The sequence below is a fragment of the Bradyrhizobium sp. T-12 genome, from assembly GCF_058314695.1.
In genome coordinates, this window is the sequence record NZ_CM177756.1 from 4,823,464 (window position 1) to 4,841,130 (window position 17,667).

Here is a 17,667-nt window from a genome sequence, read left to right on the forward strand (position 1 = left end):
TATGATTCGAACCTGGAACCCGGCACCGTGGCAGGGCATTATGACACCACCCAGTAAAGCGCATCTTACCTGGTCCCCATTCCGCGTTCCCCCTCAAATTAAGTAAGCTGTAACCTTCGGTTGAGTCGTCGCGGTATCAGTTCACGACACGCGCCCGGAACGGGCTACCGTAGGAGGTCAGGACTGCCGATCTTGGAACTGCGGAGATGCTCAAAACGGGTCTGCACGATATGAACGCGCCTGCGATCGACCGAAGCACATTTCTTTCGACTCTGCCGGCCGCGTCGACCGACCGGACCGCGGCTTTGTGGATCGTCGGCATCTCCTCGATCCTGTTCGCATTGGCCGTTCCGTTCGCAGGTATCCCGCTGCCGCCGGTCCCGGCCTTCGTCGCGAGCTATCAATCGGCGCTGGCCGTCAGCGACATCATCACGGCCGTGCTGCTGCTGTCGCAGTTTTCGGTGGTGCGGACCCGCGCCCTGCTGTGGCTGTCGACCGGCTACCTGTTCACCGCCGCGGCTGCGCTGGTCCATGCCCTCACCTTCCCCGGCCTGTTCACGCCGACCGGGCTGTTTGGCGCGGGCAGCCAGACCACGGTCTGGCTCTATATGATCTGGCACGGCGTCTTCCCGTTGTTCGTGCTGGGCTATGCCTGGCTGAAGGAACAGGACGGCGGCCCCAGGATCCAGGGCCCGACCAGCACCGCGATCTACGCGACCGTGCTCGGCGTCGTCGCAACCATGGGCGCCTTCGCCTGGATCGTCACCGCCCAGCACGATTTGTTGCCGGTTCTGCTCCGCGACGGCCGTTACACACCGACCATGATCGGCGTCGTGTCCTTCGTGTGGTCGCTGAGCTTCGCCGCGCTGGTATCGCTCTGGTTCCGCCGCCCGCATTCGGTGATCGACGTCTGGCTCATGGTCGTGATGTGCGCATGGCTGTTCGACATCGCGCTGTCCGCGATCGTCAACGTCGCGCGCTTCGATCTCGGTTTCTACGCCGGCCGCCTCTATGGCCTCTGCGCGTCGAGCTTCGTGCTCGCGGTGCTGCTGATCGAGAACGTCCGCCTTCAGTTGCACACCGTCGGCCTCGTCGGCAGGCTGCGCCAGCAATCGGCGTCGGAACGCGACTATTACGGCAAGCGCCTCGCCCTGTACGGCGCCGTCGTCGAATCCTCCAACGATGCCATCATCACGAAGACGCTCGACGGCATCATCACCGGCTGGAACAAGGCCGCCGAGCATCTGTTCGGCTATTCCGCCGCGGAGGCCGTCGGCAGGTCGATCGACATCATCGTGCCGCCGGACCGAAAAGGCGAAGTCAGGAGCATCCTCAACCAGATCGCCGGCAACGAATCGATTGCCCAACACGAGACAGTGCGGATTCGCAAGGATGGCCGCGCGCTCGACGTCGTCCTGAACGTATCACCCTTGAGATCGGACAACGGAGAGATCATCGGGGCCTCCAAGATCGCCCATGACATCACGGAGGAGAAACAGGCGCGCGAGAAGCTGCGCCGCGAGACCGAGGAGCGTCAGCGCATCTTCGAGACCTCGCAAGACCTGATCTTGGTGACCGATGGTTTCGGCAATTTCATCCAGGTCAGCCCGAGCGTGAAGGACATCCTCGGCTTCAGCCCGGACGACATGATCGGGCACAGCGCGACCGAGTTCATCCACCCTGACGACCTCGAGAGGACGCGCGACGAGATGCGGGCGGCACGGCGCGGCGCGGTCAAGCGCAGCTTCGAGGCGCGCTACTATCATTACGACGGTCACGAGGTCACGCTGAACTGGATGGGCACTTGGTCCGAGCCGGTGAAGCGCCATTTCTTCATCGGCCGGGACCTCACGGAGAAGCAGGCCGCCGAAGCCCAGTTCCGGCAGGTCCAGAAGATGGACTCCATCGGCCAGCTGACCGGCGGCGTCGCGCACGACTTCAACAACGTGCTGACCGTCATCACCGGCACGATCGGCATCCTGGCCGACGCGGTTGCCGACCGCCCCGAGCTGGCTGCAATCACCAAGCTGATCGACGACGCCGCCGAGCGCGGCGCCCAGCTGACCAAGCATCTGCTGGCCTTCGCCCGCAAGCAGCCGCTCCAGCCTCGCGAGATCGACGTCAACGCGCTGGCGCTCGAAGCCGCCAAACTGCTGCATCCGACGCTGGGCGAGCAGATCACGATCATGCCGCAGCTCACTGAGGACGCCTGGCCGACGCTGGTCGATCCCGGCCAGCTATCCACCGCGATCCTCAATCTCGCATTGAACGCGCGTGACGCCATGCCCGAGGGCGGCACCTTGGTGCTGGAGACCCGCAACATCTTTCTCGACGACGGCTATGCCAGCATGAACCCCGACGTCGTCGCCGGCAATTACGTGATGATTGCCGTCAGCGACACCGGCAGCGGGATTCCGCCGGACCTGATCGACCGGGTGTTCGACCCGTTCTTCACCACCAAGGAGGTCGGCAAGGGCACCGGCCTCGGCTTGAGCATGGTGTTCGGTTTCGTCAAGCAGTCGGGCGGCCACATCAAGATCTACAGCGAGGTAGGCCACGGCACGAGCGTGAAGATCTACCTGCCGCGCTCGACCGGGGTGCAGGAGACCGAGTTCGAGGCGCAGCAGAACGCGCCCATCACCGGCGGCAACGAGAAGATCCTGATCGTCGAGGACGACGCCCTGGTGCGGCAATATGTGGTGACCCAGGTCAAGAGCCTCGGCTATACCGCGCTCGAGGCCGCCAACGGCGCGGAGGCCCTGACCATCATCGACAGCGACAAGACCATCGACCTGCTCTTCACCGACATCATCATGCCCGGCAACATGAACGGCCGTCAGCTCGCCGACGAGGCCGCTCGCCGCCGTCCCGACCTGAAGACATTGTTCACCTCGGGCTACACCGAGAATGCCATCGTCCATCACGGCCGGCTCGATTCCGGCGTGCTGCTGCTGGCAAAGCCCTACCGCAAGTCCGAACTCGCCAAGATGCTCAGGACGGCACTGGCGAGTTGAGCCTGCGGCGTCCCTGCGCTATCGCAAGGCGAACTCCTTTCAGCGCGCGAGGCCACCTTGAAGGATCTGCTCACCGACATTGCCGGGGTCCGCGTCGGCCACGCCGAGGATGCCAAAGTCGCCACCGGCACGACCGCAATCATCTTCGACCAGCCCGCGGTCGCGGCGATCGACGTGCGCGGCGGCGGTCCCGGCACGCGCGAGGATGCGCTGCTCGATCTCGCCAACACCGTCGAGCGCGTCGACGCGATCGCGCTGTCCGGCGGCTCTGCTTTCGGTCTCGATGCCGGCGGCGGCATCCAGGCATGGCTCGCCGAGCAGGGGCGCGGCCATCGCGTTCGCGAGGCGCTGATTCCGATCGTGCCGGGGGCCATCCTGTTCGACCTCCTCAACGGCGGCGACAAGGCCTGGGGACGCTTCTCGCCCTATCGCGACCTTGGCTACGCCGCCGCGGCCGCTGCCAGCGCCGACTTCCCGCTCGGCAGCGTCGGCGCCGGCTTGGGGGCCACCACCGCGACGTTCAAGGGCGGGCTCGGCTCGGCGTCGGCGGCGACACCTGACGGCGTGAAGGTCGCGGCGATCGTCGCCGTCAACGCGGTGGGCAGCGTGACCGTCGGCAACGGGCCGTGGTTCTGGGCGGCACCGTTCGAAATCGGCAGCGAGTTCGGCGGGCGCGGCCTGCCCGACAAATTCACCGACGACATGCTCCGGATGCGCATCAAGGGCGGTCCCGCGGCGAGCGCGCGCGAAAACACCACCATCGGCGCCGTCGTCACCGACGCGGTGCTGACCAAACCCCAGGCCAAGCGTCTGGCGATGATCGCGCACACCGGCTTTGCCCGCGCCATCTATCCGGTGCACGCACCGACCGATGGCGACGTGCTGTTTGCGGCGGCGACCGGCGAGAAGCCGATCGAACCGCTGGTCGGCCTCACCGAGCTCGGCACGGTCGCCGCCAACGTGGTCGCGCGTGCGATCGCCCGCGCCGTGTACAGCGCGACCGCGCTGCCGTTCCCGGGGGCACAGCCGGCGTGGAACGACAGGTTCGGTTAGAAACGAAACGGCCGAGACGGCATTACCCTGGCGGCCTCAGGTGTACCGCCATGCCGTCATCCGTAATCCGCTTCGTTCGCTATGCGCCCGACACGCGGGAGCTGAAGGTGACCTTCGTCAGCGGACGCTCCTATGTCTACGAGGACGTTCCACCCGAGGTCGCCGCAGCGTTCCGGGAAGCGCGCTCAAAGGGCGCGTTCTTCAACCACGAAATCCGTGACCGCTATGCCTATCGTGACATCACGCGCGAATATGCCGGCTGATCCCGGTGGTGGCTCACACGCTCATCGACATCGACGAACCGGCAGCCGCCGAAGCGCCTTGCCCCTGGCCGCCTTGCTGCTGCATCAACTGCGCGAACAGATCGTAAGCCGAATTGCGCGGGCTGGAGGCGCCCGGCACCGTCGTCGACATCTTGAAGCCGTCAGCATAGGTGACGGTCGTCGTGGTCGAGCCGTCGGCAGCGGTCGTCGTGGTCGAGGTCGATCCACCCTTGGAATTCGACGAGGAATCCGATCCATCGCCCGAGCCGTCGGCACCTTGCGCGTGATGGTGGCCATGGTGACCGCTCTTCAGCGCCTTCGACATCTCGTCCAGGCTCACGCTGCCGTCCGCGTTCGAGTCCAGCTTGGAGAATACGTCGTCGGCCTGCGCGAGGTTGGTTCCGCCGGCACCCAGCGCGTCCTCGAACTCGGACTTGGTGATGTTGCCGTCGCCGTCCCCGTCGATCTGGGAGAACAGGTGCTTGAGCGCGGCCTCACGGCTCGTTGACGTCGAGGAGGTGGACGTGGAGTTCGACGAGGTCGAGCTGGCCGTGCTGGTGGTGTCAGAGGACTGGCTTTGCGCGGCGAACAACGCGTTCATCGTCTCCGGCGCGATCTGCGGATATTTGCCCGAGTTGACCGACGAGGTCGCGCCGCTGGTCGTGTTGCTGCTGCCGCTGTCGATGGCAAAGGGATTGGTTGCACCCTGCGCCGCCCCCGTCTTGTGCGTCGAGGCGGACGATTTCGAGTTCGTCAGCGTCTGAATCGCGTCGAGTGCGCTCGACACGGCACCGACGGCACCAAGGGCAAACAACATTGCACAACTCCAACCGATGCGGCACGCCGCGGCCAATGTTCTGCAGGTGACGTCAGCAAGCGTCGTGCCAGCGTAAAAAGCTCAATGATATCCGCGACCGTTGCGCTTTGGACGGCTTGGGATTACCGGCAATTCGTGCCGGCCGCGGCAGATTTTTCCGCCCACAGGAAGCACGCCTCCCCTGCATTGCCCGCCATGGAGGCCCATGTTAGGCGAGGCCATCTTTCACGCCCCGCCTCCGGGAAACCGCGCCATGACCCAAGCCTTCGCCCCCCGCCCCCTGGCAATCGCGCCCTCGATTCTGGCTTCGGATTTCTCCAGGCTCGGCGAGGAGGTGCGCGCCGTGGATGCCGCCGGCGCCGACTGGATCCATCTCGACGTGATGGACGGCCATTTCGTTCCGAACATTTCCTACGGCCCCGACATCATCAAGGCGATGCGCCCCCACACCAAGAAGGTGTTCGACGCGCATCTGATGATCTCGCCCTGTGACCCCTATCTCGAGGCCTTTGCGAAGGCCGGCTGCGACCACATCACCGTGCACGCGGAGGCTGGTCCCCATTTGCACCGTTCGCTGCAGGCCATCCGCGCGCTCGGCAAGAAGGCCGGCGTCTCGCTCAATCCAGGCACGCCGGTCAGCGCGCTCGAATACGTCCTCGATCTCGTCGACCTCGTGCTGGTGATGTCGGTCAATCCCGGCTTCGGCGGTCAGGCCTTCATTCCCTCCGCGATCGGAAAGATTCGCGACATCCGCGCGATGACGGCGGGACGACCGATCGACATCGAGGTCGACGGCGGCGTCGGCCCGGATGTCGCCGGCGCGCTCGCCGCGGCCGGCGCCAACGCCTTCGTCGCCGGCACATCCGTCTTCCGGGGCGGCACGCAGGAGGCCTACAGGACCAACATCGCCGCGATCCGCAACGCGGCGCTCGGGGCCCGCGGCGAAGCGATTTGAGCCGGATCAAACAGCGCACGCGGACGAGGCGAAATCCCGCGGCTTTTACGGGTGCTGCAGCGCCCAATACCTAAAATTGCAGTGGTGATCCGTACTCATCCGGACTTCACTGATTCGCGCAAATCACCGCAAGTGAGTCCTGCCTGCTTTTGACGGGAGGACATCATGACGACGACCCTGGTTTGGACTGGCGTAGCGTTGTGGTTGGCGTTCAATGCAGCGATTGCGGCTCGTAGCCTCTACGTGGCGCGAACGGTGAAGGCCGAGGCTTCTGCCCGCATCATTCACCTTCACCGTCGCCGGGTCTGAGCGCCATGCAGATCGCACTCGTGAAGCGTCAGCCGAAGCGCAGGTGCCGGATCCCGCGGCGCCCACATCCGGGCCTCGATTATTTCTTCGGCCGCCTCGAGAGCACCGATAGCAGGCTGGACGACGACGCCGCACTCGACACGACGGACCCCGATCATTCGTTTGCCTCGCAGCACCGACACTGAGACTTTCCTTTTTTCGGACCACTCCATGAAACCGCACTGCCCGAACTGCCTGAAGGAAATGACCAAGGCATCCGCGTCGCGTAACCTGTTCAATTGCGAGCCCTGCCGCGAGATCATCCAGTATTTCGGCGGCAGCCCGGATCACGGCGAGCCCGGCCCGCAATTCTCCTGGCCGATCCGCCGCAAGCGCGTCGCTCATTCCGCCCACGCGGCCTGACCGCCCTTCAAGCCGGCGGGCCTATCCCGGCCCTTCGCCGGCGTCGGTCTCGCCGACATCCCCAGCCATCCGCGGCGGCCGCACCACGGTGACGGTGCAGGCCGCTTCCGAGGCCACCTTGGCCGAGACGCTGCCGAGCAGCGTGCGGCGGAACGAGCCCTGCCGCGCCCCGATGATGACGTGGTCGACGTGGTTGACCTCGGCGAACTCCAGGATCGCGGCAGCGGGATCAACCGCCTCCAGCACATGAGCCGACAGCCGGCTCTCATCCAATTTGAGCGGCGTCGCCCAATGCCGCAGCGCGACCAGGCGGTCGATATGCTTGTTGGACCCCTGCTCGTCCAGGGTACGGTCGATCGCGATCCGGTTCAGCTTGAGCACGTTGACGCAAGCGAGCCGCGCTGACGGCAAGGTGGCGAGGATGCGCTCGGTGGTCACGCGCAGCGCCTCGTTGAGCGCCGGCGCGCCTTCCACCGTGTCGAGCGCGACAGCGAGGATCGGGCTCGACGCGATTTGCGCGGCGACATCCGATTTCGCGCGCGGCGCCATGACGCCCAGATTGAAGCGGCGACGCCAGGCGACGCTGAGCGGGTCGCGCTTGACCCGCTCCGCACGCGTGGTGAGCTTGACCTGATCGGGATGGGCGAGATCGAAGGCGAGCTGGGACGCCGTCGGATAGCGCCACACCGGCTCGATCTCGAGACACCGCAGCACCACCTCCTGCAGCCAGGGCGGATAGTCGGCGCGCACGCTCCGCGGCGGATGCGGATCGCGCCACAGCCGGCGCCGCATCGCGCGCAGCGTCTCGCCCTCGCCGAACGGCCGTTCGCCGGTGGTGAAGAAATAGAGCAGCACGCCGAGCGAAAACAGATCGCTGCGCGGATCGTCGCGCACCCCGGACAGTCGCTCGGGCGCCATGTAGGGCGCGGTGCCGTAAGGCAGGCGGAACTCCTCCTGCAACAGATCCGGCAAGTGATTGTGATGCGACAGGCCGTAGTCGATCAGCACCGCCTCGCCGCTCTCGCGGAACATGATGCTGCTCGGCTTGATGTCGTGATGGATCACGTTCTGGCGGTGCAGATCGGCCAGCGCGGTTGCGATCCTGGCGACGAGCTGCCGCGCCTCGTCATAAGGCAGCGGGAGCTCAGGCAGTCGCTTGTAGAGCGTGGTGCCGCCGATGCGCTCGATCACGACATAGGCCTGGTGCGCGAAATCACCGGTGCCGAAGCAGGTCGGGACGTGCGGACCCGCGAGCCGCGGCAGGATCATCATCTCCATCTCGAAGGAGACGATCGCGGCGGGGTCCTCGCCCTCCGAGACCCGCGGGATCTTCATCAGCAGCGGCACGTCGATGCCGGGATGGGTAACGGTCCACAGCGTCGCCATGCCGCCGGCATGGACGCATTCACCGATGGTGTAGCCATCGATCACCGCGCCTGTTGTGACCAGTGATTTCGGCATCGGCCTCTAGCGCCCCTGCGACAGCCGGTCGGCGAGCCAGTGCGGCAGACCGTTGTCGCGAATTCTGCCTGCCGCGGTCGCGATATCGTAGGGCGCGCGGCAATAGGTGATCTGGCAGGACTCAGTGTCGAACAAGACGAAGGCTGCCGACGGATCGCTGTCGCGGGGCTGGCCGACCGAGCCGAGCACGGCGAGCCATTGCCGTCCGCGCAGAAGCTGCACCGGGACGTCGGTCTTCGGCACGAAGCTCGTCATCTTCGCCGTCACCGACATCGAATAGAGCGCGGGACGATGGATATGACCGCAGAAGGTGACATGGGCGGGGGTCGCGATCAGGCTCTTGGCGGCGTCCACGGTGGATCGGACATAGTGCCAGCGCTGCGGGTGAGAGGCTTCCGAATGCACGAAGAGACGGTCGCTGTCCTCGACCAGCATCGGCAATTCGCTCAGGAATCGGCGCTGCGCTGCGCCAAGCCGGCCGCGGGTCCATTCGATTGCGACCTGCGCCTCGGCGTTCATCGTCTCTGCCGAGGAGTTGACCGCCTGGTCGTGATTGCCGCGCACGGCGATAGCACCTTGGGCCACGAGCTCCATCGCGGTGTCCACCACCCATTCCGGATCGGCGCCATAACCGACGAAATCGCCGAGCAGGACGAACCGCTCCGCGCCCTTCGCACGCGCGACCTTCAGGCAGGCCTCGAAGGCCTGCCTGTTGCCGTGGATATCCGAGAAGACAGCGAGAAGCACGCACCCTCCACCCTTCAATTCTTATTGAAACCCGATACGGCTAAATTGAGGGAGGTCAAGACATGCGCCAGCGCCGCGCCGATTACCAGCCCCCCGCGGACGATCGCGAAGAGCCTATTGCTCGTCCTTCGGGGGCATTCGGGGCGGCGGCAGCGGGGTGAACACGGCGCCTTGTGCGCCGGCCGGCGGGGCGATGAACTCGCCGGTCGAGGAATCGCCGCCGGTGGTCTCCATGATCGTCTTGGGCGTCACATATTCACGGACCATGTCGAGGAGGCTGCCATCGCCGCCGCCGAAATCGGCGGCGCGACCGCCTTGCGGATGTCCCAGCGCGATCTCGTTTTCCGCGGCATGGGTCTTGTCGGCGAGCCCATCGTTGTAGGGCACACGGAAGGCCCGCGGGATGCCGCTCGGACGATTGTCATCGTCGAGCTGCTCGACCCAAAGATAGATCGAGCCGGGATCGCCCTGAAGCGAGTGCGGCTCGACGATGCGGGACTTCAGCAGCTTGAATGTCGTCGGCAGCCGGTCGGTACTGGCCCAGCCGAGCAGGCCGCGCATCTCGCTGAAGCTGACGACATAGAAGGCGCTGGTCACGACCACCGCGACCGCCTTCAGCGACCAGTGCAGCCGCGCGTAGACCAGCACGACCAGCAGCAGCGCGCCGATCACGGCGTAGGCGACCGACAGCGTGAGGATGACCGTTTGCAGATCAGTCACGGCGTATCCTCTTGGCGTTGCTGCTCACACCCGTCCTCGGGTCGAGATCGGCCCCGTTGCGCCAGCTGCTGCGGAACGTCTCGAGCAGCGATTTCGGCCGCTGATTCACATCGACGACCTTGCCCTCCGTGTCGAGCCGGAATCGCACCGCGGTCTTCTCGTCGCCGGTGTGGTCGAGCGTGAACTTGTTGTCGAACACAACCTGCGCTGTCGGATTGAGTTTCTGCACCTTCACATTCGCCGTCACGGGCTCGCCGGTGGTGGCGACGAAATGCGAGACGTTGACGGTGTATTCACCGGGGATCATGCCGCGCAGCGTCACGATCTCCTCGCGGATGGGCGAGGCGATCTTCTTGCCGGCGACCATGATGAAGTCGTTGGCGCCGCCGCGGTCGTCGCGGTCGAGCGTGAGGAAACCTGCCTCGCGGTGGCGATACCAGGCGATGTTGCCGGCGGGATCCTGCACGAACAGATCGAGATCGTCGGGGTGATTGTCCGGCCAGTCCAGCGTGATGATGAACTCCGCCTTGGAATCGATCTTGCCGTCCTTGGCGTCCGGAGAGACCGCGAGCAGTGCAAGGAAGAACAGGAACGCGATCACCTGGAGCGCCTTGAACAGCATCACGCCCAGCGGATCGAACGGCTCCTCGCGCGGATAGAGACCGAAATCATCCATCATGACGGCGATCCGGCGCCTTTGCGCTCGAGCACCGGCGTCACATAGGTCTCGGTCAGCACCACCGCGTCGGAGAACACCTTCTGGGTCGCGGCATCCAGCATGTAGTACTGGATACGGACCAGGATCGAGCCGACGAGGCCGGCAAGCGTCGTGTACATCGCGACCGCCATGCCGTCGCTCATCAGCCCCATCGAGGAGCGCATCGCGACCTTGTCGGCGGCATCCAGCCCCGCGATCGGCGCCAGCATGATGATGAAACCAACGATGGTGCCGAGCAGGCCGAGCTTCATCAGCGTGTCCGAAACGAAGGCGCCGAATCCGTTGGAGCCGCGCAGGCGATCGGCGAGCGTTCGCAGCAGCAGCGTCTGATTCACAGGGCGATAGTCCTGCGCGGCGGCCTTGGTCACCAGGCTTTCGATGTGATCCCGCACCAGCCCGCGCGGCAGCGCCGTTGCACGCGCATCGAGGACCTTGCCGCCGTCGGGCGCCGCGAGCGCCGTACGGCAGCGCCGCGCCGCCGCGCCTTCCCGCGCGATCGCCCGCGTGCGCAGGAAGCAGTGGCCGCAGGTGAGGATATAGAGCAGCGCGATGACGCTCGAAATGTAGGTGCGGTCCGAGGTCAGCATCAGGTGGATCAGCCCGAACCGCCACAGCAGCACGACGGCGAAGATCGAGAGCCCGGTGAAGATCATCCAGAACAGGAGCGCGCTGCGCTCGGATGGGTCGGTCGTGACAGGCGCGATCGGTCCAATCGTCATCGAACTCATGCTGCACCGCTCCTCGGCCGCAACGATCGGCCCATCAAGATTTCCACCCGATTAGATCAAAGCCGCCGTCTCAGGTCCAAAGACCCATGCCCAATCCGGCTTGGGAAATTTGCCCGAACTGCGATCGTGCCGAACCCTGCGATTGGCAAGGCGCGGCGGCATTGTTAGGCTGACCTTATCAAACGTTGAGGGTGATCGCATGCGCCTCGTGCTTCAGCTCGTCGCCCGTCTGCTGCTCATCGTGGCGCTTTGCCTCGGAGCCGCGACCGTATGGGCCACAATCGACGCCTATCGCAGCGTCGACCGGGCGACCGCGGCCTCCGCGCAGCGGGTCGCGCAGGCCCTTCAGGCCTTGTACTGGCATGAGTTCTTGTTGCGCAGCAGCAGAACGCGCGAGCAGCTTCTGCCAGCTCCGGAATGGCGCACATTGGAGACGATGAAGCTGATTTCGCCGGGCGTCTGCGTCGAGTTCCAGCCGGCCATCGCATTCGAAAAGCCGCTCTGCGGCCAGAGCGAGGGGCTCGGCAAGACTCCGCCGCGCTGGTTCGCATCGATCGTGCCGTTCTTCCTCGGCAGCCACGCCGAGGTGGTTCGGCCGGTCAGTCCCCGCGCCGCTTCGGCCGGCACGGTGGTCGCGACGCCGGACGCCGCGGCCGCGATCTCGCTCGCCTGGGAATACATCCTCAACGTGATCGACGTCGCGCTGTTGATGGCGGCAGCGATCGCGCTGCTGGCATCGCTGGCGATCGCACATGCGCTGGCCCCGGCGCGCGCGATCGTGACCGCCTTGCAGCGCATGGCGCGCGGCCAATATCGCACCAGGCTGCCGCGTTTCCGCTCGATGGAGCTGACGATGATCGGCAACGCCGTCGGCGAGCTCGGCACCCGCCTGGAGGAAGCCACCGAGCAGCGCGCGTCGCTGACGCGGCGCCTGATCGAGATCCGCGACGATGAGCGCCGCGCCCTCGCCCGCGAGTTGCACGACGAGTTCGGGCAAAATCTCTCCGCTATCCTCGCCTTCGCCAACACGATCGAGACGGCCAGTGCGAAAGGAAACACCGACAGCGGCATCGCCCAGGATGCGCGCATGATCTCGCAGGCCACCCATCATTTGATGGCCTCGCTCCGCGATGCGCTGAAGCGCCTGCGCAATCCCCTGCCCGAGGAGCTCGGGCTCGAGGCGAGCCTCGTCAATCTCGTCGACAGCTGGCGCTCGCAGAGCGCGGCGCGGCCGACCATCCAGCTCGATCTCAGGGGCGACCTGACGAACGTGCGGGGAGCAGCCGCCACCACGGCCTATCGCGTCGCCCAGGAATGCCTGACCAACGCGTTGCGCCACAGCGCGGCGCGCGAGATCACCTTGCGCATCGAGCGTCGGGCCGGCGACGACAACGCGCTGCTGATCCGCGTCGAGGACGACGGCGGTGGCGATGCGGAACGCGTCGCCCAATCGGCCGGCTTCGGCCTCACCGGCATCCGCGAGCGCGTCACGGCTGCCGGGGGAACGCTCTCGATCCTGCCGGCCCGCGGCGGCCTCAGCGTTGCCGCCACCATCCCGCTCGCTGCGTGAGGCGGGCATGAGCGAGGTGGCAGCAACAGGCATCTCCGTGCTGCTCGTCGACGACCATCCGATCGTCCGGCAGGGCTACCGGCGCGTGCTGGAGAGCCAGGGCGACCTCCACGTCGTGGCGGAAGCCGACAATGCCGCGGACGCCTATGGCGCGTTCAAGGCGCACGATCCCGACGTCGTCGTGCTCGACATCTCGATGCCGGGCGCGAGCGGGCTGGAGGCGATCCGCAACATCCGCGCGCGCAGCCCGCGGGCGCGGATCCTGGTCTTCACCATGCACAACGAGGCCGTGCTGGTGAAAGCCGCCTTCAGCGCCGGCGCCAGCGGCTTCGTCACCAAGAGCAGCGAGCCGTCCTCGGTGGTCGGCGCCATCCGCAGCGTGGCCCGCGGCGAACGCGCCATGAGCGACGATATCGCGCATATCCTCGCTGAAGACAGCCTGTCGTCGGGTTCGGTGCTGGATCAGCTGGGCGAGCGCGAGATCGAGATCTTGCGCCAGTTCGCAGGCGGCGCCACCACCGAGCAGATCGCGACGCATCTCAATCTCAGTGTGAAGACGGTGCAGAACTATCACTACCTGATCAAGACCAAGACCGGCGCACGCACCGATGCGCAGCTGGTGCGGCTCGCCGCGACGTGCGGGCTGACGAGGATTTAGCAGCAGGACTGCCGCAATCCTTCGAATGGCGTGAAATTTCTCAATCTGCCGGGCTGATTGGAACAGAGCCTATTCCGTTCCGGTTAGCAGCAGAGTGAAGGAGTTAAAGGTCATGAGTAAGGGTCATCACAAAGCAGTCGCCCCTCCCTCGATCATCACGGTGGGCGAGCTCATCGACGAGCTCTGCCGCCTGCCGGATACCGCTGTCGTCCATTTCCGCTGCCCCATGCTCGGTCAGGAGCTGGCATTCGAGCGCCTTCGAAAGCGGTCAAAGGACGACGTCGAGATCGCCATCAATGCCTATCCGGAGAGCCCGCCGGTCGTACCGTCATCCGACGGCGCTTTCCGCCCGCGAACGTCTTCGCCGTCGCTTCGCACCGGCGCACTTCTTCACAAGGCGAGAGGTTGATCGGCCGCAGCGTAGCGACCAGCAGCAGCGGTCTAACAGACTTTCAATCCGCGCAGCACCAGCGCCAGGGTCGCATCGACGCGCGCGGAGAGATCGGCATCCTTCCACTCGTCTGCATGGGCCGGATGATGGAAACGGACGGTCGCATCGAAGATCGCGCGCGCTGTGGTCTTCGTGTCGGCCACGTCAAACACGCCCTGCTTCACGCCGTCGGTCAGGATCGCCGCGATCTGGTCGATCATGGTGTCCTTGTGACACTTCACGGCGGCGCAGGCCTCGCGCGCCAGCGTCAGATAGGTCTCGAACATCTCGGGGTCGTCGAGCACGCGCGAACGCTTGGCGGCGAACAGCGTGCGCAGCCAGCGGTCGAGCCTCGCCGGCGCCGGACCCTGCTCCCCGGCGATCTGGCGCAACGGCGCGTCGATGCGGTCCAGCCAGCGTTTGGCAACGGCCTCGCGCAGCGAGGCCTTGCTCGGGAAATGGCGATAGACGCTGCCGTGGCTCACATCGAGCGCACGGGCCACGTCGACCACGGTGGCCTTGGCAAGTCCAAAGCGCCTGAGCACGTCCTCGGTCACTTCGAGGATCCGCTCCGGCGTCAAGACAACAGCTTCATTCATGCCAGCACCATGTTCCCGTTCAGGGCTCAGTTACCCGGCAGTAGGGCTGCTTCCGAAGCGCCCTGGCCGGTCGTTTCGGAAAGCCTATGCCTTAATGAGGCAGTTTTGCAGCCTGCGCCGCGATCTGCCGCGCCACCAGCAAATTGAGCCAATGCCCAATCACGCCGGTCAAATTGAGGATTTCGGTCGTCATCGTCTTAAGTCTCCATTCGTCCGCGGTCCCGTTCTTCAATTTGCCCTCCGATCCGCTTTGGATGTCGGGCTTTCCGGGGCTTGTCGCGGGACGCCCAATCGGAGCGTCCGGGTACGGATATACATGTCTCGCTGACAGATTTCAATATCTGTCAGTCAATGATCCGTGATTGACAGCAGATTTTTGACCACCGGCCGGCCGGCTCGGCCCCCAGCGGTGGATTAGCCCTCCCCAAACTCGTTCCGGGGGTCGGATCGTTTGTTTCGCCCTCCCTGCTCTGTTAAATCACGGCGTAAAAAAATTCCGGCCGGACCTGCCCCTCGGACCATTCCTTGGGCCGCCCGCCCACCTTCCTGGAGCCGCCCCATGATCCCCCGCTATACCCGTCCCGAAATGGCCTCGATCTGGGAGCCGCAGACCCGGTTCAAGATCTGGTTCGAGATCGAGGCGCACGCGGCGGACGCCCTCGCCGAGCTCGGGACCATCCCCAAGGAGGCCGCCAGGACGGTCTGGGCCAAGGCCAAGAACGCCACTTTCGACGTCGCTCGCATCGACGAGATCGAGCGCGAGACCAAGCACGACGTCATCGCCTTCCTCACCCACCTCGCCGAGATCGTGGGCCCCGAGGCGCGCTTCGTCCACCAGGGCATGACGTCCTCGGACGTGCTCGACACCTGCCTCAACGTCCAGCTCACCCGCGCCGCCGACCTGCTGCTTGCCGACCTCGACAAGGTGCTGGCCGCGCTGAAGAAGCGCGCCTTCGAGCACAAGATGACGCCGACCATCGGCCGCAGCCACGGCATCCATGCCGAGCCGGTGACGTTCGGCCTCAAGCTCGCTTACGCCTATGCCGAGTTCACGCGCGCCAAGGAACGCCTGATCGCGGCGCGCAAGGAGGTCGCGACCTGCGCCATCTCGGGCGCGGTCGGCACTTTCGCGCAGATCGATCCGCGCGTGGAAGAACATGTCGCCAAGGCGATGGGCCTCGTCCCCGAACCGATCTCGACCCAGGTGATCCCGCGCGACCGCCACGCGATGTATTTCTCGACGCTCGGCGTGATCGCCTCTTCGGTCGAGCGCATTGCGGTGGAGATCCGCCACATGCAGCGCACTGAGGTGCTGGAGGCCGAAGAGTTCTTCTCCGAGGGGCAGAAGGGTTCTTCCGCGATGCCGCACAAGCGCAACCCGGTGCTGTCGGAGAATCTGACCGGCCTGTCGCGCATGGTGCGGGCCTATGTGACGCCGGCGCTGGAGAACGTCGTGCTCTGGCACGAGCGCGACATCTCGCACTCCTCGGCCGAGCGCATGATGGGCCCCGATGCGACCGTGACGCTCGACTTCGCGCTGGTGCGCCTCGCCGGCCTGATCGAGAAGCTGCTGGTGTACCCCGCCAACATGCAGAAGAACCTCGACCGTCTCGGCGGCCTCGTCCATTCGCAGCGCGTGCTGCTGGCGCTGACGCAGAAGGGCGCAAGCCGCGAGGATTCCTACAAGCTCGTGCAGCGCAATGCGATGCCTGTCTGGCGCGGCGAAGGCGACTTCCTCCAGCTCCTGAAGAAGGACGCGGAGGTGAAGAAATATCTCACCGACGCCGAGATCGAGGAACAGTTCGACCTCGGCTATCACCTCAAACACGTCGACACGATCTTCAAGCGCGTGTTCGGGGAAAGCTGACAACTTCGCGTAGGGCGGATGAGCGCAGCGTAATCCGCCTTCCGTCCCAGCATCGCGGCGGGTTACGCTACGCTGACCCGCCCTACGAACAAGAAACGGATCCCCCAATGCCCATCGTCAACCGCGTTGCCGCCCTCTCCGACGAAATGGCCGCCTGGCGCCATGACTTCCACGAGAACCCGGAGCTGCTCTACGAGGTCCATCGCACCGCCGGCATCGTCGCCGACAAGCTGCGCGAGTTTGGCTGCGACGAGGTGGTGACGGGTATCGGCCGCACAGGCGTGGTCGGCGTGGTCCGCGGCCGCAAGTCCGCTTCCGGAAAGACGATTGGCCTGCGCGCCGACATGGACGCGCTGCCGATCCTGGAAACCTCGGGCGTCGCCTATGCCTCAAAGGTCCCCGGCAAGATGCACGCCTGCGGCCATGACGGCCACACCGCGATGCTGCTCGGCGCCGCAAAGTACCTGACCGAGACGCGCAATTTCGACGGCACCGCGGTCCTGATCTTCCAGCCCGCCGAGGAAGGCGGTGGCGGCGGCAAGGCCATGGTCGAGGACGGGCTGATGACGCGCTGGAACATCCAGGAGGTCTACGGCATGCACAACATGCCGAACCTGCCGGAAGGGCACTTCGCCACCACACCCGGCGCGATGCTCGCCTCCTCCGACAACATCCAGATCACGGTGCACGGCAAGGGCGGCCACGCCGGCGCGGGTCCGCACAAATCCGTCGACAGCGTGCTGATCGGCTCGCAGATCGTCAATGCGCTGCAATCGATCGTGGCGCGCAACGTCGATCCGCTGAAGTCGGCGGTCATCTCGATCACGCAATTCCACTCCGGCACGGCCTTCAACATCATCCCTGAAATCGCCGAGCTCGGCGGCACCGTGCGCACGCTCGATCCCGAGGTGCGCGATCTCGTCGAGCGCCGCATCGGCGAAGTCGCCGACAGCGTCGCCCGCGCCTATGGCGGGTCGGCCGAGACCAAATACACGCGGATGTATCCCGTGACGATGAACCATGCCCGCGAGGCCGGCCTTGCCGCCGACGTCGCCCGCGACATCGTCGGCGCCGATCGCGTCAACGACAAGTTCATCCCCATGATGGGCGCGGAGGACTTCTCGTTCATGCTGGAGGCGCGCCCCGGCGCCATGGTGCTGGTCGGCATGGGTGACGGCAACGAGTGCCACCATCCGTCCTATGTCTTCAACGACAACATCTTGGGCCACGGCGCCTCGTTCTGGGCGCGTCTGGTCGAGACGCGAATGCCGGCGGGCTAGGGCCGCCCGTACGCTGCTGTAGCGCCCGGGTGAGCGAAAGCGACACCCGGGACAGCTAGCTTCCCCGGATATCGCT

The 17,667-nt window shown here is 65.6% G+C and carries 18 protein-coding genes; 11 read left to right on the plus strand and 7 right to left on the minus strand.

Annotation, left to right across the window (positions count from 1 at the left end; genetic code table 11):
- Positions 1-206 precede the first annotated feature (206 nt).
- Genes AC0WRY_RS23050 through AC0WRY_RS23060 form a run of 3 tightly spaced genes read left to right on the plus strand, consistent with a single transcriptional unit; the run spans position 207 to position 4,330 of the window.
- Complete coding sequence (locus AC0WRY_RS23050; RefSeq protein WP_491121044.1) at positions 207-3,014, plus strand: PAS domain S-box protein; 2,808 nt, start codon at positions 207-209, stop codon at positions 3,012-3,014.
- A gap of 57 nt (positions 3,015-3,071) precedes the next feature.
- Positions 3,072-4,067 carry a P1 family peptidase gene (locus tag AC0WRY_RS23055; protein ID WP_491121046.1) on the plus strand — a complete coding sequence of 332 codons (996 nt, stop codon included), beginning with the start codon at positions 3,072-3,074 and terminating at the stop codon, positions 4,065-4,067.
- A gap of 50 nt (positions 4,068-4,117) precedes the next feature.
- Entirely contained in the window at positions 4,118-4,330 is a 213-nt protein-coding gene (locus tag AC0WRY_RS23060; protein ID WP_491121048.1) for a KTSC domain-containing protein, read from the plus strand.
- A gap of 13 nt (positions 4,331-4,343) precedes the next feature.
- Here AC0WRY_RS23060 and AC0WRY_RS23065 read toward each other — a convergent pair whose 3' ends face one another.
- Positions 4,344-5,147: an EF-hand domain-containing protein gene (locus AC0WRY_RS23065; protein WP_491121050.1), complete on the minus strand. Its 804-nt coding sequence runs from the start codon at positions 5,145-5,147 to the stop codon at positions 4,344-4,346.
- 253 nt (positions 5,148-5,400) lie between these two features.
- On the opposite strand from AC0WRY_RS23065, the gene rpe reads away from it, so the two are divergent.
- From rpe to AC0WRY_RS23080, 3 genes are all read left to right on the plus strand, one after another.
- Entirely contained in the window at positions 5,401-6,102 is a 702-nt protein-coding gene (gene rpe / locus AC0WRY_RS23070; RefSeq protein ID WP_211418980.1) for a ribulose-phosphate 3-epimerase, read from the plus strand.
- Between the two features lie 165 nt (positions 6,103-6,267).
- Complete coding sequence (locus AC0WRY_RS23075) at positions 6,268-6,411, plus strand: hypothetical protein (protein WP_491121052.1); 144 nt, start codon at positions 6,268-6,270, stop codon at positions 6,409-6,411.
- A gap of 210 nt (positions 6,412-6,621) precedes the next feature.
- A complete protein-coding gene (locus AC0WRY_RS23080) occupies positions 6,622-6,813 on the plus strand; it encodes a hypothetical protein (protein WP_194403111.1) in 192 nt (63 codons plus the stop codon).
- Between the two features lie 21 nt (positions 6,814-6,834).
- Here AC0WRY_RS23080 and AC0WRY_RS23085 read toward each other — a convergent pair whose 3' ends face one another.
- The 5 genes from AC0WRY_RS23085 to AC0WRY_RS23105 all read right to left on the minus strand — a co-directional run bounded on the left by AC0WRY_RS23085 (position 6,835) and on the right by AC0WRY_RS23105 (position 11,187).
- Entirely contained in the window at positions 6,835-8,274 is a 1,440-nt protein-coding gene (locus AC0WRY_RS23085) for a serine/threonine protein kinase (RefSeq protein ID WP_491121055.1), read from the minus strand.
- A gap of 6 nt (positions 8,275-8,280) precedes the next feature.
- Positions 8,281-9,021 carry a metallophosphoesterase family protein gene (locus tag AC0WRY_RS23090; RefSeq protein ID WP_491121057.1) on the minus strand — a complete coding sequence of 247 codons (741 nt, stop codon included), beginning with the start codon at positions 9,019-9,021 and terminating at the stop codon, positions 8,281-8,283.
- A gap of 114 nt (positions 9,022-9,135) precedes the next feature.
- On the minus strand, positions 9,136-9,741 hold the full coding sequence (locus AC0WRY_RS23095) for a hypothetical protein (RefSeq protein ID WP_491121059.1): 606 nt from the start codon (positions 9,739-9,741) through the stop codon (positions 9,136-9,138).
- On the minus strand, positions 9,734-10,420 hold the full coding sequence (locus AC0WRY_RS23100) for a DUF2135 domain-containing protein (RefSeq protein WP_211418974.1): 687 nt from the start codon (positions 10,418-10,420) through the stop codon (positions 9,734-9,736). Before AC0WRY_RS23100 ends, AC0WRY_RS23095 begins: the two co-directional genes overlap by 8 nt.
- Complete coding sequence (locus tag AC0WRY_RS23105) at positions 10,417-11,187, minus strand: MotA/TolQ/ExbB proton channel family protein (RefSeq protein ID WP_491121061.1); 771 nt, start codon at positions 11,185-11,187, stop codon at positions 10,417-10,419. The genes AC0WRY_RS23100 and AC0WRY_RS23105 overlap by 4 nt, the downstream gene beginning before the upstream one ends.
- A 199-nt stretch (positions 11,188-11,386) precedes the next feature.
- Between AC0WRY_RS23105 and AC0WRY_RS23110 the strand changes: the two genes are divergently transcribed.
- From AC0WRY_RS23110 to AC0WRY_RS23120, 3 genes are all read left to right on the plus strand, one after another.
- Positions 11,387-12,757, plus strand: coding sequence for a sensor histidine kinase (locus AC0WRY_RS23110; RefSeq protein WP_491121063.1), 1,371 nt, complete (start codon positions 11,387-11,389; stop codon positions 12,755-12,757).
- Between the two features lie 7 nt (positions 12,758-12,764).
- A complete protein-coding gene (locus AC0WRY_RS23115; protein ID WP_194403118.1) occupies positions 12,765-13,415 on the plus strand; it encodes a response regulator in 651 nt (216 codons plus the stop codon).
- A gap of 112 nt (positions 13,416-13,527) precedes the next feature.
- The gene (locus tag AC0WRY_RS23120) at positions 13,528-13,824 is read left to right on the plus strand and encodes a hypothetical protein (protein WP_194403119.1); all 297 of its coding nucleotides are present in this window, start codon (positions 13,528-13,530) and stop codon (positions 13,822-13,824) included.
- A gap of 32 nt (positions 13,825-13,856) precedes the next feature.
- On the opposite strand, the gene AC0WRY_RS23125 is transcribed toward AC0WRY_RS23120, so the two are convergent.
- Entirely contained in the window at positions 13,857-14,444 is a 588-nt protein-coding gene (locus tag AC0WRY_RS23125; protein ID WP_194403120.1) for a TetR/AcrR family transcriptional regulator, read from the minus strand.
- Positions 14,445-15,003: 559 nt separating this feature from the next.
- On the opposite strand from AC0WRY_RS23125, the gene purB reads away from it, so the two are divergent.
- Positions 15,004-16,311 carry an adenylosuccinate lyase gene (purB, locus tag AC0WRY_RS23130; RefSeq protein ID WP_491121066.1) on the plus strand — a complete coding sequence of 436 codons (1,308 nt, stop codon included), beginning with the start codon at positions 15,004-15,006 and terminating at the stop codon, positions 16,309-16,311.
- A 107-nt stretch (positions 16,312-16,418) separates the two neighbouring features.
- Positions 16,419-17,591, plus strand: coding sequence for a M20 aminoacylase family protein (locus AC0WRY_RS23135; RefSeq protein WP_194403122.1), 1,173 nt, complete (start codon positions 16,419-16,421; stop codon positions 17,589-17,591).
- Positions 17,592-17,667 lie beyond the last annotated feature (76 nt).

What these genes read in the sequence shown, in the direction of transcription:
- AC0WRY_RS23050 (WP_491121044.1), top strand. Translation starts at nt 207, where the DNA reads ATGCTCAAAACGGGTCTGCACGATATGAACGCGCCTGCGATCGACCGA.
- AC0WRY_RS23060 (WP_491121048.1), top strand. Translation starts at nt 4,118, where the DNA reads ATGCCGTCATCCGTAATCCGCTTCGTTCGCTATGCGCCCGACACGCGG.
- AC0WRY_RS23065 (WP_491121050.1), bottom strand. Translation starts at nt 5,147, where the DNA reads ATGTTGTTTGCCCTTGGTGCCGTCGGTGCCGTGTCGAGCGCACTCGAC.
- rpe (WP_211418980.1), top strand. Translation starts at nt 5,401, where the DNA reads ATGACCCAAGCCTTCGCCCCCCGCCCCCTGGCAATCGCGCCCTCGATT.
- AC0WRY_RS23075 (WP_491121052.1), top strand. Translation starts at nt 6,268, where the DNA reads ATGACGACGACCCTGGTTTGGACTGGCGTAGCGTTGTGGTTGGCGTTC.
- AC0WRY_RS23080 (WP_194403111.1), top strand. Translation starts at nt 6,622, where the DNA reads ATGAAACCGCACTGCCCGAACTGCCTGAAGGAAATGACCAAGGCATCC.
- AC0WRY_RS23085 (WP_491121055.1), bottom strand. Translation starts at nt 8,274, where the DNA reads ATGCCGAAATCACTGGTCACAACAGGCGCGGTGATCGATGGCTACACC.
- AC0WRY_RS23100 (WP_211418974.1), bottom strand. Translation starts at nt 10,420, where the DNA reads ATGATGGATGATTTCGGTCTCTATCCGCGCGAGGAGCCGTTCGATCCG.
- AC0WRY_RS23105 (WP_491121061.1), bottom strand. Translation starts at nt 11,187, where the DNA reads ATGAGTTCGATGACGATTGGACCGATCGCGCCTGTCACGACCGACCCA.
- AC0WRY_RS23110 (WP_491121063.1), top strand. Translation starts at nt 11,387, where the DNA reads ATGCGCCTCGTGCTTCAGCTCGTCGCCCGTCTGCTGCTCATCGTGGCG.
- AC0WRY_RS23115 (WP_194403118.1), top strand. Translation starts at nt 12,765, where the DNA reads ATGAGCGAGGTGGCAGCAACAGGCATCTCCGTGCTGCTCGTCGACGAC.
- AC0WRY_RS23120 (WP_194403119.1), top strand. Translation starts at nt 13,528, where the DNA reads ATGAGTAAGGGTCATCACAAAGCAGTCGCCCCTCCCTCGATCATCACG.
- AC0WRY_RS23125 (WP_194403120.1), bottom strand. Translation starts at nt 14,444, where the DNA reads ATGAATGAAGCTGTTGTCTTGACGCCGGAGCGGATCCTCGAAGTGACC.
- purB (WP_491121066.1), top strand. Translation starts at nt 15,004, where the DNA reads ATGATCCCCCGCTATACCCGTCCCGAAATGGCCTCGATCTGGGAGCCG.
- AC0WRY_RS23135 (WP_194403122.1), top strand. Translation starts at nt 16,419, where the DNA reads ATGCCCATCGTCAACCGCGTTGCCGCCCTCTCCGACGAAATGGCCGCC.